At 33.0% G+C, this 14,823-nt stretch carries 15 protein-coding genes; 4 read left to right on the top strand and 11 right to left on the bottom strand.

Annotated elements, in window-relative coordinates; genetic code table 11:
• Positions 1 to 10: 10 nt before the first annotated feature.
• Positions 11 to 1,396, bottom strand: a complete 1,386-nt coding sequence (locus tag QE431_RS13010; RefSeq protein WP_307296548.1) for a TolC family protein — start codon at positions 1,394 to 1,396, stop codon at positions 11 to 13.
• Between the two features lie 175 nt (positions 1,397 to 1,571).
• Between QE431_RS13010 and QE431_RS13005 the strand changes: the two genes are divergently transcribed.
• From QE431_RS13005 to QE431_RS12990, 4 genes are all read left to right on the top strand, one after another.
• Entirely contained in the window at positions 1,572 to 2,609 is a 1,038-nt protein-coding gene (locus QE431_RS13005) for a sensor histidine kinase (RefSeq protein ID WP_307296546.1), read from the top strand.
• Positions 2,606 to 3,310, top strand: a complete 705-nt coding sequence (locus QE431_RS13000; protein WP_307296543.1) for a LytTR family DNA-binding domain-containing protein — start codon at positions 2,606 to 2,608, stop codon at positions 3,308 to 3,310. The genes QE431_RS13005 and QE431_RS13000 overlap by 4 nt, the downstream gene beginning before the upstream one ends.
• Positions 3,311 to 3,446: 136 nt before the next feature.
• Positions 3,447 to 3,920 carry a PepSY-like domain-containing protein gene (locus QE431_RS12995; RefSeq protein ID WP_307296540.1) on the top strand — a complete coding sequence of 158 codons (474 nt, stop codon included), beginning with the start codon at positions 3,447 to 3,449 and terminating at the stop codon, positions 3,918 to 3,920.
• A 59-nt stretch (positions 3,921 to 3,979) separates the two neighbouring features.
• The gene (locus QE431_RS12990) at positions 3,980 to 4,432 is read left to right on the top strand and encodes a hypothetical protein (RefSeq protein ID WP_134141907.1); all 453 of its coding nucleotides are present in this window, start codon (positions 3,980 to 3,982) and stop codon (positions 4,430 to 4,432) included.
• A 325-nt stretch (positions 4,433 to 4,757) separates the two neighbouring features.
• On the opposite strand, the gene QE431_RS12985 is transcribed toward QE431_RS12990, so the two are convergent.
• The 10 genes from QE431_RS12985 to QE431_RS12940 all read right to left on the bottom strand — a co-directional run bounded on the left by QE431_RS12985 (position 4,758) and on the right by QE431_RS12940 (position 14,762).
• Positions 4,758 to 5,522 carry an SDR family oxidoreductase gene (locus QE431_RS12985; protein ID WP_281865940.1) on the bottom strand — a complete coding sequence of 255 codons (765 nt, stop codon included), beginning with the start codon at positions 5,520 to 5,522 and terminating at the stop codon, positions 4,758 to 4,760.
• Between the two features lie 147 nt (positions 5,523 to 5,669).
• The gene (locus QE431_RS12980; protein ID WP_307296536.1) at positions 5,670 to 6,395 is read right to left on the bottom strand and encodes an SDR family oxidoreductase; all 726 of its coding nucleotides are present in this window, start codon (positions 6,393 to 6,395) and stop codon (positions 5,670 to 5,672) included.
• Positions 6,396 to 6,721: 326 nt separating this feature from the next.
• A complete protein-coding gene (locus tag QE431_RS12975; RefSeq protein ID WP_307296533.1) occupies positions 6,722 to 7,645 on the bottom strand; it encodes an AraC family transcriptional regulator in 924 nt (307 codons plus the stop codon).
• Positions 7,646 to 7,822: 177 nt separating this feature from the next.
• Entirely contained in the window at positions 7,823 to 8,386 is a 564-nt protein-coding gene (locus QE431_RS12970; protein WP_307296530.1) for a 2'-5' RNA ligase family protein, read from the bottom strand.
• A 21-nt stretch (positions 8,387 to 8,407) separates the two neighbouring features.
• Complete coding sequence (locus tag QE431_RS12965; RefSeq protein ID WP_307300547.1) at positions 8,408 to 9,577, bottom strand: alginate export family protein; 1,170 nt, start codon at positions 9,575 to 9,577, stop codon at positions 8,408 to 8,410.
• Positions 9,578 to 9,611: 34 nt separating this feature from the next.
• Positions 9,612 to 9,779: a hypothetical protein gene (locus tag QE431_RS12960; protein WP_307296528.1), complete on the bottom strand. Its 168-nt coding sequence runs from the start codon at positions 9,777 to 9,779 to the stop codon at positions 9,612 to 9,614.
• Positions 9,780 to 9,782: 3 nt separating this feature from the next.
• Positions 9,783 to 11,570 carry an amidohydrolase gene (locus QE431_RS12955; protein ID WP_307296526.1) on the bottom strand — a complete coding sequence of 596 codons (1,788 nt, stop codon included), beginning with the start codon at positions 11,568 to 11,570 and terminating at the stop codon, positions 9,783 to 9,785.
• A 150-nt stretch (positions 11,571 to 11,720) separates the two neighbouring features.
• Positions 11,721 to 12,410 (bottom strand): hydrolase, encoded by a 690-nt coding sequence (locus QE431_RS12950; protein WP_134141916.1) that lies wholly within the window; start codon positions 12,408 to 12,410, stop codon positions 11,721 to 11,723.
• A gap of 225 nt (positions 12,411 to 12,635) precedes the next feature.
• The gene (locus QE431_RS12945; RefSeq protein ID WP_057116199.1) at positions 12,636 to 12,950 is read right to left on the bottom strand and encodes a hypothetical protein; all 315 of its coding nucleotides are present in this window, start codon (positions 12,948 to 12,950) and stop codon (positions 12,636 to 12,638) included.
• Between the two features lie 780 nt (positions 12,951 to 13,730).
• Positions 13,731 to 14,762, bottom strand: a complete 1,032-nt coding sequence (locus tag QE431_RS12940; RefSeq protein WP_307296524.1) for an AraC family transcriptional regulator — start codon at positions 14,760 to 14,762, stop codon at positions 13,731 to 13,733.
• Positions 14,763 to 14,823: the final 61 nt, after the last annotated feature.

Below are 14,823 nucleotides of genomic sequence, written 5' to 3'. Positions count from 1 at the left end.
TTGGATCTAATTAAAATTCATTTATAAATAAGTCAAAATTGCCCGTTGCAGCAACTTTCAACAAGAACGACTGCCATACATTATTGTTGACAATATCACGATCAATTTCCGCACGATTCAAAACATACATTGTTTGTGTTAAATCAGTTAAGTCGGTTAAACCGTTTTTGTATAAAGTCGATTTTTGCAGGTAAGCTCTTTTTGCCGCATCAACCTGAATAGGCGCTTCGGCATAATTTTCTAAAGTAATTCTGATCTTATCTTCGGCAAAATTCAGCTGTGATTTTAATTCTCTATCCGCCTGATTGTATTCTTCCTGCAAAGCCTGAGAAACAAATTTCTGAGCGCTGACTTGTTTGCTGGATCTAAACGGCGTGGTTAAATTCCACGTAATTCCAACTCCAATCAAATAGTTTGTACGATCTGGATTTACGCCGTCCCAATAATTTCTGCTGAAAGCATTTTGGTCGGTTGCATAGCTGTTTTCAAATCCTGAAGCTCTCGTTTGTAAAACACCAAAAGCACTCATTGTTGGGTAATAAAAACGTTTGAATAATTTAACCTGCTGGTTGCTGTAATCAATTCTCGTTTTATAGAATTGCAATAACGGATGCAGACTGTCATTTGCCGCGTTTCCTTTAATTAGTTCTTTTGGAATCTGAGTTACAAAAAGAGTATCAGTAACAAAATCCTGAGGCGCAACACCCATCAAATCAACTAATTTGTTGTTTTGTTCTTTAACGAAATTTCTAGCTAAGTTTAAAGCAATTTTAGCTTTAGAAACTTCTGCAGTTGCTAGTGTAGAATCTACGCCAGCTAATAATCCGTTTTTAACTCTGGCAACAGCTGTCTTTTTGAAAATTTCTGCGCGGTCTAGATTTTTTTGCTGCGAAATCAATAATCTTTGGCTCGCTAATAAATTAAGATAAGCAGCAGAAATTTTGATTTCCTGTTGGAATTTTTCCTGCTCTAAATCTTTTTCTTTGGCCTGAACATCAATCTTAGACAAATTGATTTTTTCTTTCATTTTTCCAAACGTGAAAAAATCCCAGTTCATGTTGACCAGATAAAGTGCGCCAAACGCTGAGTTCCAGTTTTGTTCAGGTAATGGAAGTCCTGATGAAGCAACTCCAAGTCCTCCAAAACCATAAAGAGGTCCGTTTTGTCCGTTTACAGTTCCGTAATCTTGCTGCGCCGACAAATTTAAGTTAGGCAGATAATCACGACGAGATTGTTTTAGAGTCTCTTTTGATGCATTGGTGTAATTGTTTTTTGCTCGGATGGAACCGTAGTTTTCAAGCCCAGTTTTTATTGCTTCTTTTAAAGAAAGGGTCTGAGAGTAACCAATTGAGGCAAAAATCAATAAAAATAAAATGGTAATTTTTTTGAAATACATAAACTCAAGGTGTGATATGAAATGTTTTTTGATGAAACAAATTTATTTCTCTTACGCTGATAAAAGTCATGTTAAGTGATGTACTGCACTAGTAAATGACGAATTGAATTTGTCATTTTTTGAAAAAAATAATTAAATATTTGTTCGTACTTTGTAAACTATTTCCAAATTAAGAATGAACAAAAAAGTCGATAACATATTGGATAACAAATGGTGGCAGGAGGTTGCCGTTGTCCTTTTTTCATTTACAATTTATACCTTAAAAAATGATTGGATGCTATTTAGTTCATTCATTTCTATTTTAATGGGGGTATTTTTCTATTGTATTTTATACATGCACGCCCAATTTAACCGTTTCTTTCTCCTTCCAATTTTATTCAAAGCAAACAAACCTTTTACGTATATCATATTGACATTGTTTGGAGTTTTTGTGTTTTCTGTCATATTGTACGAAATCACAATGCTGGATATGTTTGCCAAATGTCATTTGTATCAAAACTCACATCAAAGAAGTTACGCTTATCAATTGGCCAGCGTTTTAGGAACTTTAGTCTGTATTCTGAGTCCGATAATTGTATTTAAATTTTATCGTATCCACAGAAAACAAACCGATGCGGCTTTATTGTTCAATCAAATGCAGTTAAATTCTTTGAAAGGACAATTGAATCCGCATTTTTTGTTCAATACTTTTAATACACTTTACGGAATAAGTCTTCAATTTCCAGACCGAACACCAGATTTGATCATGAAAGTTTCGCAGCTCATGCGTTATCAATTGGAAAGTAACAGTAAACAATGCGTTTCTTTAGAAGACGAATTGGAGTTTATAAACAGTTATGTTCAGCTTGAAAAAGAACGTGTTGGCTATCGCTGTGACATTACATTTGATGCTGATATTGACAACGAAAACGCTTATAAAATTTCGCCAATGCTTTTAATTGCATTTGTTGAAAATGCCTTTAAACATGGAACTTGTGCAATAGAAAACTGCTATGTAAAAATTACAATTACGGTAAAAGAAGGGTTACTACATCTGCATGTTACCAATTCGATTCCGAAGAAAAACGATGTGATTTCGACCAAAATCGGCTTAAAAAACACAATCGAACGTTTGAATTTAATTTATGGGAAAGATTATAAATTAGATATTCAAGACGATAAACAGACTTATATTGTTGATTTGGAAATACAACTTAAAAAGTTTGTAGGATGAGAGAAGCAAAAAAATGCATTATTGTAGACGATGAACCAGCGGCGCATTATGTTTTGGCGAATTACATCAAACAGAATCCGCAGTTAGAATTGGTTTTTCAAGGCTATAATGGCATTGAAGCAATGAATTATCTTAGAGAAAATACAGTTGATTTGATGTTTCTGGATATTAATATGCCTGAAATTTCTGGAATGGAACTGCTGAAGATTCTTCCAACCCATCCAAAAACTATTTTAACAACCGCTTATTCTGAATTTGCTTTAGAAAGCTACGATTACGGCGTAATTGATTATCTGCTGAAACCGATTTATTTTCCAAGATTTTTAAAAGCAATTGATCGTTTTTTTGCCACAGAAAATGGAAAACAAAAACCAGAAGAAGCAATTAATTCGGTTAACGTAAAAGTCGACGGCTACTTAATGAATATCGAATTGGATCAGCTTTTGTTTGCGCAGAGTTTTGGGAACTATGTAAAACTGCATACAATTAAAAGAACTTATCTGGCATCGATTACAACAACTGAATTTGATAAATGCCTGCCAGAAAAAAGTTTTATGCGTATTCATAAATCGTATATAGTTGCCTTAGATAAAATTGAGGTTACTGAAAAAGATTTTGTGGTGATTAAAAATGAAAAAATTCCAATAGGAATTACTTATAAAAGAGAGCTAACCGATAGATTAAAAAAGCTGGAATTATAAATTGATTTCTGTTTAAGTGTTTGTTTTTAAGATGATTAATTTGCGTTCATTAAAAATGTTGTTCACTTCATTTGTTCTTAATTAAAAAGTAGTACTTTTAATACGTTATTTAAAGTTTAATTTAAAAAATGAAGCCATGAAAAACGTGTTTTTGACTTTTACTTTTTTATGCAGCAGTTTTTTAATTGCACAAGAAGGAACTAATATGAAAAAAGTAGTTACACCTCCAGAAGTTGTGAGACTTGCTTTTGAAAAGGAATATCCGGGTAAAGTGCCGGTTTGGGCCGAAGAATATGTGGGAGATGACAATGATGAAATTCGTTACGAAGCACGATATAATGTAAATAACACAACCAAAGCATTAGCGGTTTACGACAATTTGGGTGCTATGAAAGCTTATGAATTACAAATTCCTTTAAGCCAGCTGCCACCAAAAGCACAAGCTTATTTAAAGAAAAATTACCCGGCCAAAGCTATTCGCGAAATTGCAGTTGTTGTAGATTATAAAAAAATAACGACCTATGAAGTTGGAATTGAAAAAGACGCCAAATTCTATGATATACAGTTTGATAAAGACGGCGGTTTTAATGTGATAGTAGAGAAAAATTAATTTCGTAGGAAAATTATTAATATTTGTTTAGTTTTATATTTTTAATTTAAAATCTAAGCATGAGAAAAATTATTTTATTCGCCTTTGTAATTTATAGTAATTTTCTAATTGGCCAAAATGGGATTATAGTGCCGCCAGAAAATATTAGAACAGCTTTTGAAAACCAATATCCGCAAAAGAAACCAGTTTGGGATATTGAATACGGTAAAAATGAAGATATCATTTTTGAAGCAAAATTTAATGAAACAGCAAAAACAATTGCTTTTGCCCGATATGATAAAGAAGGAAATTTTAAAGCTTACAAAACACAAACATTATTAACCAAACTGCCGAAAAAAGCACAAGCTTATCTTAAAGAAAATTATCCCGTTAAGTCTTTGAAACAATTTTTTGCTGTCGTAAATAATTTAAATATAAAAAGTTATGAAGCGGGAGTGGTCAAAGATGCAAAGTTTTACAATGTAGTTTTCGATCAGGACGGTGAATTTTATAAAAGAATCCAAATTAGGTAAACTTCTTACTAATTCAAATATATTTGAAATGACAAACCCGATAAGTTTTTAAAGCTTATCGGGTTTTGTTTTTTATGGGTTAAGAAATTAAAAGTTAAAAGTTAAAAGTTAAAAGTTAAAAGTTAAAAGTTAAAAGTTAAAAGTTAAAAGTTAAAAGTTAAAAGTTAAAAGTTAAAAGTTAAAAGTTAAAAGTTAAAAGTTAAAATTACCACTAACCATTCCACAATCAACCACTAACCATTAACCATTAACCATTAACCACCATCAACCACTAACCATCAACCATTAACCATTAACCATTAACCATCAACCATCAACAATTAACTTAAAGCATCATCCCACCAGAAACTTCAATGCGTTGTGCATTTATCCAGCGAGCTTCTTCAGTACATAAAAAAGCTACGACACCACCAATATCGTCAGGTAAACCAACTCTTCCTAAAGCGGTTACAGAAGCTATTTGTTGGTTCATTTGTTCATTATCGCGAACCACTCCGCCGCCAAAATCTGTTTCGATTGCGCCTGGGGCCACAACATTTACTTTGATTTTTCTAGCGCCTAATTCTTTTGCCTGATATTTAGTTAAGGTTTCAATTGCCCCTTTCATTGCAGCATAAGCAGCATAACCAGGGAACGAGAATCTAGCTAAACCTGTAGAAATATTTACGACTCCGCCGCCGTCATTCATTATATTTAATCCTTTTTGGGTTAAGAAAAACGGACCTTTGAACTGAATATTAGTCAATTGATCAAATTCCGCTTCAGTTGTTCCAATGAAAGAATTGTGAATTCCGATTCCAGCGTTGTTTACCAAAAAGTCAAATTTATCAGTATTAAAAACACTTTTTAAAGTTGATTCTACTGCTGTAAAAAATGCATCAAAAGTACTTGACTCAGCCACATTTAATTGAAGCGAAGCCGCTCTCTGACCTAAATTTTCAATTTCTTTCACCACCAAATCAGCTTCTTCTTTTTTGCTGTTGTAAGTGATAATTACGTCAATTCCTTTTTTTGCTATTGCAATTGCCATATTTTTTCCTAAACCTCTGCTTCCGCCTGTAACCAGAGCTATTTTTGTATTTACTGCCATTTTTTATAATTGTTAATTTGTGAAATGTATAATGTAAAATGTAAAATGTTAGTTGTAAGATGTGAAATGTAGATGTGAAATTTTTGTCATGTTTTTTTAAGGTAGAATTCCTTTTTTGCATCTCACATCTCACATTCAACATTTTACTTAATTAGAATGCAAAGCCTCAAATGATGCCTTCAATTCTGGTACACTTGCGTTTAATCTGGTTTCGCTGGTTCCAAAGGTAAGTTCTGTTCTGCCTTCTTTTAGTTGTTCAAAAATAGAAACAATAAAATCGTTTACACTTGGATGTGCGTCGTGTAAACCAACTCCACCCAAATCTGTATTTAGTGCCGGCGGAATAATTTCGATTACTTCGATATTTTTCGCTTTTAATAAATGACGAAGTGAAATCGTAAACGAACGGAAAAACGCTTTCGTAGCCGAGTAAACCGGAACTTTTGCAAAAGGGGAAAATGCCAATCCAGAAGTTACATTCATAACTGTTTGTAAAGATTTTAACTCTATAAATAATGAAGTTAAATGTAAAGGAGCTTCGATATTTGTCGAGATTTCAGCTTTCATACTTTCGTAAAAACCAGCATCTGTAACAGAAATCCATTTTTGAATTCCAGCATTATTGATTAATACGTTTAAGTCCGGATGATTTTCAGAAATCCATTTGTAAAGTTCGATTCTTTCTTCTTCTAAAGATAAATCGCAGACTTTTGTTATCACCGATGGAAATTTTGCTTTTACTTTGTTTAAAACAGATTCTCTTCTGCCGCATATTATAACGGTATTGTTTTCTTGAATAAATCGTTCAGTAAGTCCAAGTCCGATACCGCTTGCACCACCCGTAATTAAAATTTTGTTGTTTGATAAATTCATCTTTTCGATCTTTTAAATTGATAAGACAAAGGTAGGAGCAAAGTAGATTTGGGAATTGTAAATATCAAACCGATGTTTGCGAAATTCAAATCAGATAACTGAAATTCATTTTTTTTTAAATTCCAAAAATCCAATTCTTATTTTATGTATTCCTGAGCGAAGTCGAAGGACACGCACAGAATATACTTAAAGCATAGTCTTTGCGAGGAACGAAGCAATCTCACTTGCTACAGGTACTCATACTAGTGCGGTTGCTTCGTTTCCTCGCAATGACAAGTATTGCGCGTATTTGTATAATCTAAAATCTAAAATCTAAAATCAACAATCTACAATCTAAAAGCCAAAGGCGTCAACGACGTTTGTTTCTTAAAGAAATTAGAAAAATGCGCTAATTCTTCAAAACCAAGTGAATAGGCAATTTCAGAAATATTCCAATCGGTTTGTTTCAAAAGGATTTTAGCTTCGTTTGTTAATCGGCTGCTGATTAATTCTGTTGTGGTTTTTCCAGTGTTTTCCTTTAAAACCTTATTTAAATGATTGACATGAACTGATAGTCTAGATGCAAAATCTTTGGCAGTTCGCAATTCTAATCTTTGATTTGGAGATTCAATTGGGAATTGCCTTTCAAGCAATTCCGCAAATAAAGAAGATACTCTCGCAGCAGAATTATGTTTAGAATAAAGTGCTGTTATAGGCTGTAATTTCTGTCCGAAGTGAATTAATTCCGCAACATAATTTCGAATTAAATCGTATTTATAAATATAATCAGAATTGATTTCTTTTTGTATTTTGTTGAAAATCACAGCAACTTCTTCAACTTCTTCATCAGATAATTGAAATATAGGATAACCGTCTGAAGCGAAAATAGGAAGTTCGTCGAGATCGATTCCGCTTTTGTTTTTGGATAAAAATTCGCTGGTGAAAACACAAAACTGTCCCGATTGGTTGGTGTCTTGCGGTAAATAGTTGTACGGAATTTTTGGTGTTGCAAATAACAATCCCTGCTTTTCTATATCGATTATTTTATCGGCATATTCGGCTCTGTTTTTCCCGCGAATCAAACTTATTTTGTAGTAAGCCCTTCTGTCATAAGGCATTCCAGGCTTTCCTTTCATGCGTTCCAAAAGCTCTTTGATATCAAATACATTAAAATGACCAATTTCTTTTTGAATGTCATTTGGAAGTAATGATTTTGGTTCAACTGAAGAGCCTTCGGTTATATCCTGATAAAATGAATCTAGAGATTTCATATTTATAAATTGTAAAATTCAAATATACGAAACATTTTTTTTAGTTTTAGGTTTCAGGTTTTTTTAGTTTCATGTTGCTTTGCTTGTGTTTATTTAACCGCAAAGAACGAAAGGTTTTCTCGTAAAGTTCAAAAAGAAAACTTGCGTTCTTTGCGTAAATCTTTGCTAACCTTGCGGTTAAAATAAACTTCCCTGAATTAATTCTGGCTGAGGATTACTGCCAAAAGGAAATATTTCTAAGATAAAATATTGTTTTTTAATCGGATCAAATTCTCTTAGTATAATAGCATCACATAAAAATTCCATGTTAATTGTAGTGAATAAATCACGGGCAATTTTGATGTTTTCAGGCGTTAGATTTCGTCCTATTGAAATATGAGGATCGTCGCTTCTGTCTTTACTGGAAATCAGAAGTGTTTCCTGAATTTTTTTCATCATAGGTTTTAAATTTACTTTAGAATCTTCATTAGGAGATATAAAGAAAGCCCGACTTTCCTCATACGCATCAAAATGATCTAAATAAATTTGTATTGGAATTAAAGTGTCAGCGATTTTAGAAAGCTTTTGTATGAATTTTTCAAGCTGATTTTCACTCGCTTTAAATCCACCAATTGTAATATGTGCTACAGAATTGCAGCTGCTATACCATCCAATTTTATTGAATAATTCTAATTTTAGTTTTTTGATTATCTCAATTCCATCTTGTGAGGGATGAAAAACAACTGAATATTTCTTTTCCATTGCATCAGCTTTTCTGCAAATTTAAAATTTAAACTGAGCAGTCAAAGCTGAATAAAAATAATCTTTTCCTGAACCGGCTTCTTTTAGGAAAGCTCCGGCATTAAACCAAGCACCTTCAACGGAAAGCGTTAAAAAGGAATTTACGTTATAATCAAAATTAGCGATCAATTGTGTTCCTATAAAACGCTCGGTTGTGTTGTCTCCAGAGTATAGTAATTGCATGTTTGGAGCATATAAACCGTCATGAATTGAACTTCTCCAGAAAATATCATAATCTATCCCGAAGCCTAAATTTTTTGTTAGATCGAAAGCAATCGATGGGTGAATGTCAATTAAATTCGCTGGACCTATTAACCCAACCAATCCAAAATAAGCGCCTTTTGGATATAAGGGATTGAATGTTTGTAATGTATTGTCGCTATTATTTTTATCTCCAGAAATAAACTCGGTTTTTAAACCAATTTCAGGACTGAATTTTACATTTTCAAAAGTATAAGATGTGTTTGATGAAAGTGTCCATGCTGCAATATTTTGAGCGTTTATTTTTCCAAATTGATACAATCCTTCAAAATCGTATTTCCAGTTTCCTTTTGTTTTCCAAATTCTGGTTCCTATCGAATGTCTTGTTTCTTCACCAACTGCATTATCAAAAACAGCTCGGTTTTTCCATAATCCTAAATAATACAAATCGATATTTTGGATAAAAGGAACTTTATGAATCACCGTATAACTTCCCCAAAGTTTAGCATTGTCATTGAAATCATCATTAAAAACACCAGCTCTGTTAGCAACAGGATGAGAGTAAAAAGCATCTGTTTGCCAGTTGTTGTTTTTATAAAATAGTTTTACTCCGTCAAAGGCAATTCGGCTATTTGGTCTTTCGCGAACGCTTACTAAGCGCTGTGAGCCGTAAGCCATTTCTTGTCGACCAACTCTAAGAATTAACTGCTGATTTTTATTTTGAATGAAATCAACATCTAAAAAAGCCTGATGAAAATCCAGTTCGTTCTCATCCACCGGACTTGGATCTATTTTGCTGTTGGCAAGACTGCTTTGGAATTCAACAAAAGTCCTGAATCTGCCAAAATGTATATCGGCATTTAATAAATAACGTGAAAGTAAGTAGCCGTCTCCGCCAGTTGTTTCGTCGCCCCATTTGTCATTAACGGTATAAAAATATTGTTCTCTGATTTCACCGCCAATTGAGGCGTAGTATTTATCGTTTTTACCTAATGGAATATATTTGATTTTCTCGTACCAGTTTTTTCGTCGAATCGGGTTTTAGATATTGGAAATCATCCTCATATCGCAGCTTTTGAAAAACTGGTTTTTGTTGTGCATTTGCAGAAAAAAAGATTCCCAAAAGCAACAATAGTAAGAATGTATTTTTCATGATTTAATTTTTTTGGTAACCTCCAAAGTAATTTACCGGACTCCAGTCTGGAATTGCTTTTTGGGTTTGCTTGGCAAAGGTTCTAAAGTCATTATCGGCATATACTACTTTTCCGTTTACGACTGTTAGTTTGGATTCGATGTTAAGTATTTTTTCTTCAGAAGTTGAAAAATAATCGTCGGAAAGAATCGCAAAATCGGCTAGTTTATCTGCAGTCAGCATGCCTCGGTCTTTTTCGATATTGATTAATTCGGCACTTCCGTAAGTAAATAATTTTAAAGCGGTTGTTCTGTCTACGATATTTTCGTCATTCATATATTTTAAACCGCCAAGTGTTTTACCAGTAGTTAACCAGTATAAACCAACCCACGGATTGTAACTTGCCACACGGGTTCCGTCAGTTCCCATTCCGACTTTTATTCCCAATTCTAAAATTTTCTTAAGCGGAACTGTATTTGCAGCAGCGGTTTTGCCATATCTTTTAATGAAGCTTTCTCCCTGATACGCCATTCTGTGCTGAATTGCTAATCCGCCATTTAAGGCTTTTATTCGTTTTAAATTTTCTACAGAAACCGTTTCTCCATGATCAAAGAACCATAAAAGGCCGTTTAAAGGAGTTTCCTTGTTAATGTCTTCGATGACATTTAAAAATCTTGTAATGCTTTCGTTGTAAGTCGCATGTATTCTAAATGGCCATTTGTTTTTTACTAATAATGATAAAACTTCTTTCAATTGTCCTTCCATCGCTGGGCTTAATTCAGGTCTTGGTTTGTCGAAGTTTTCAAAATCTCCTGCGCTCATAACCAAGTTTTCTCCGGCGCCCTGAACGTGATATTCTACTTTGTCCGAATGATGATCGTCATCACAGCCTTCACCAATTTCAACAGTATTAATCCATTTGGTGTAATCGTTTAATTCGCTTCCTGCTTTTTGTGCAAACAAATAATAAGGCATTCTGATGGTCAAATCACTGTCTTTGCATAAACCGTTTGTTACGCCGTAATCGTCTGGAAAATTTTGAAATCCACCTCCTGCATCCATAATAGCGGTTACGCCAAGACGATTCATTTCGGTCATAAATTGCTTAGTCGAATTAAATTTTTCATCCTGAGTTAATTCTGGAAGTTTGGCAAGAGTAGAGTAGAGGATAAAAGCATTCGGCTCAGCAATTAATAATCCGGTTGGATTTCCGTTAGCATCTTTTTCAATTAATCCCGCATTTGGATTTGGCGTATTAGAATCAATTTTTAATGCTTCTAAGCCTGCTTTGTTTAAATAAGCGTGTCCATATAAATGCAGTACAAATGTCGGAACATCGCCGCTTGCTTCGTTAATTTCGGCCAAAGTTGGCAGTCTTTTTTCTTCGAACTGGTAAGCATTCCAACCGCCTACAACTCGCACCCATTGTCCTTTTGGAGTTCTTTGTGCTTGTTCTTTCAGCATGGCTAACGCTCTTTTTAAAGATCGCACTCCATCCCAGCGTAATTCGGTATTGTAGAATCTTCCGCCACGGATAATGTGCATGTGAGAATCAAATATTCCAGGAATAATTACTTTTCCTTTGGCATCGATTATTGTTGTTGCTTTATCTTTTAACTTTAATATTTCACTGTTTTTTCCCGTTTTAAGAATTTTTCCATCAGCAACAGCCATCGCTTCAACGATTGTGTTTTTATTGTCCAGAGTGTGAATTACTGCATGATGAACAATTAGTGTGGCTTTTTTGTTTTGCCCGAAAATGGGAAGAGAAATGATTAAAAGAAGGGCTGTTATTTTAGAAATGAGTTTCATGGTTGTGGTATTTAAGTGGTTTTGGAGAGTGGGTTTTAATTAAAAATTGAGAATTAAAAATTAAATTTCAGCTCATCTTCCTGGAAAAATAAACTATAGATTTTAAATATCTTTTAATTTTTAATTCTCAATTTTTAATTTAAAATAAAATTAGTGTTTCAACATTTCGTGAGCATATTGTACGCCTACACCATAAGCGCCACCGTATTTTTTAACTAAATCTGTCACAGGTACATAAGTTTCCTGACGACCCCAATCGCGTTGCAATTCTAATAAATACTGTAATGAAGTTATTGGGTGAGCGCCAGCTTGAACCATACGTGTTACGGCCATTTCGTGCGCTTCTTTAGAAACGTCTCCGCTTGCATCTGTAATTACATAAACATCATAGCCTTCGTTGATTGCTGATAATGCTGGCCCAACGATACAAACGCTTGTCCATAATCCGCCAAAAACAATTTTCTTTTTACCTGTTGCAATAATTGCTTTACGTGCAGGAGCATCCTCCCAAGTGTTCATTGTGGTACGATCAATATAGTTTGAAGTTTTTTGCGGGTAGAATTCTTCGATTTCTCTAAAAACAGGTCCGCTGAATGATTTTTCTGCAACTGTTGTTACGATAGTTGGCACTTTGAATATTTTTGATGCTCCAGCAACAAGGGCTGTATTGTTTCTAAGTTGATCGATTGGAATGTTGCTTACTGCAAATGCCATTTGGCTTTCATAATCTACCAGTACCAATGTATGGTTTGTTGGATCTAATAATGCTGGACTTGGCTTTTGAGCGAATCCGATAAATGTAACTAATAATAAAACTGCGGTAAGGATTAATTTTTTCATGATAATTTGATTTTGTTGTGAATAAATGGTTTTTAAAAATTATTTAGTATTTGATTTTCAGTGTTTTGCATTCAAATTAAATGCCTTGTTTGTAATGTATTGATTTTAAAAGGTGTTTCAGAAAAGGCAATAGTTATCCTAACGATATATCGTCAATCAAATTGGATATTTCGTGAATGAATTATTTTAAAGCTTTAATGAATTTTAAAAGGAAGATTCTGGCACCTAAATTTTTCCTTTTAGATGTAATCTGTGGAGAATTTCAGATTTTAGTAAACCGCTTCCTCCACCAAAATGTTCAATTACTTCTACATCTGGCTGATGTTTTAAACAAAATGAAGTAAATTCTTTTTCGATATGATCTTCGATTCCGGAACTCAATAGAACAACATCGATTTTGTGATTCTGAAAATATTCTTGAGCCTCTTTCTCATTGTTGAAAGAAACAGCGTTCCAATCTTCATAAGCATTTACAAGGCGAAGTAAAATGGCCAGAATTGCTTCGTTTTTTCCGAGTAATAAGAATTCAAGTGTTTTCATTTTTTTTAAGTTTCTGAGATTCTGAGTGGCTAAGGTTCTAAGTTTTTTTTACTTAAAAAATTAGTTTGGGCAGAACTTCTAATTTACTTTACAAATTTATTTCTTTCGTTTTTGTTTCGACTTAATCTAGAACAAGAAAAGATTTTATGTTTCAAATATTTTTTCTTTGTTTTCTATTTCAGTTTTTGACAGAACTTGTAATTTACTTTGCAAATTTATTGGTTCTTATCTTGCTTCAACTTAATCTAGAACAAGAAAAAAAATTAAGGCTTTCATACCTTTTCTCTTTTTGATTTCAGTTTTTGATTGAACTTATATTTTACATTACAAAGATAATTTAAGAAGAAAAAAACAGCTCTTAATCTAGGACAAGAAAGTGTTTTAAAGTATGATTTCACAATTTTAAAAAAGAAGATGAGTTTGAGTTGTGTAAAAAAAATGTTAAACTTTAAAATTTATTTTATTGATAAACAGTTTGTTAGTTTGTTTTATTGATAAGAAGCGCCTAGCTTTTTCTCAATATGAGGAAAACCGTAAGGTAATTGCTTTTGTGAATTATAACTTTGACATATAGAAATTTGAAACAGTGGCACTCTTTACCTTTTTAGATGTCATTTAGAATTTTTATAAAAAACTGTTTTTGGAGAAACGTTTTTAGAATTTAATTGACAGATTCATTTGATCGTGGGTTTTGTATATAAGTTTGCAATATACATTAATGTCGAATTTTTAAGGGTTTTAAGATTAAGTCGACGGACATAATTTTAAGACCCTTTTTTTTTACCACAAAAATGAAAAACCTATTAACCAAAATTGAATAATGTCGGTATTGATTTTAAATTTTTGTGGAGAAAAGCCGTAATAGCTTTTAAATGCGGCCGAAAAATGAGAAACATCTTTGTATCCGCATTTATAAGCAGCTTCGCTTACGGTTGCTGTTTTGCTTTGAAATAACTCTTTGGCGTGTTCCATTCTAAGTTTGATAATATAGCTTTTAACGGTTGTACCAAAACAAGCTTTAAAGCCTTTTTTTAATTTGAATTCGTTTAGCGAAATAAGTCGTGAAAGTTCGGGCAGGGTAGGTGTGTTTCGATAATCGTTGTCTAGTATTTTTTTTGCTTCCAAAAGTTTGTTGTATTCTTCTTCGTCAATTTTTTCTTTTAATGGAGGTTTGGTAATTATTGCTTCGAGCTGGTGAATTAGAAGTTCTTTAATTTTGCTTTCAATATAAATTCTCTTGAGTGCACCTTGACGCGTACAATTTTTTATTTCGTGTGTAACCCATTGAATTGCGGGCGAAAAAGGAAGATATTTTGAGTTTAAATAACTGGATTCTTTTCTAAGAATGTTTTTTGAAAATTTTTCATGTAGCTGCCAATCTTCATTAATGATATTGTAATAAAACTCCTTTGATAAAATAATAGACAAGTAATTTATTGGTTTAAAAGGTGGAATTGTAAATGAAGCTTTAAAATTACTGGTATAAAAAATATTGTGTGTATTTTCTTTAGAAAACTTTTCGCCTTCTAACTGGTCTATTTGAGTTTCTACATTGCTGCTGTAAATAAAATTCATAATAACAGATTCTTCATCTATTTCAAAAATGACTGTTTTTGAGCTCGAATAATACATTTGGGTATCGAGTATAACTAAGCCTTCTGTAATTAAATGCCGGCTGCTAATTTTCTCTGAATAGTTGTTTTCTATATTGATATTCTCATCTGTTAAAATGCTTTTTGGACAATATTTATCTCCAATTTGAATTTTAATTATTGGCGTTTCTGGTGTTAAAAGTGTGGCTTTGATTTTCAAAATTTAATCCGTTTTTACAAAATAATAATCCGTTTTTCCCTATCTTTTTTCAGGTTGTTGA

Source organism: Flavobacterium sp. SORGH_AS_0622, from assembly GCF_030818825.1.
Taxonomy (GTDB): Bacteria; Bacteroidota; Bacteroidia; order Flavobacteriales; family Flavobacteriaceae; genus Flavobacterium.
Note: the sequence above shows the minus strand (reverse complement) of the source record. Positions and strands in the feature narration are given on the sequence as shown.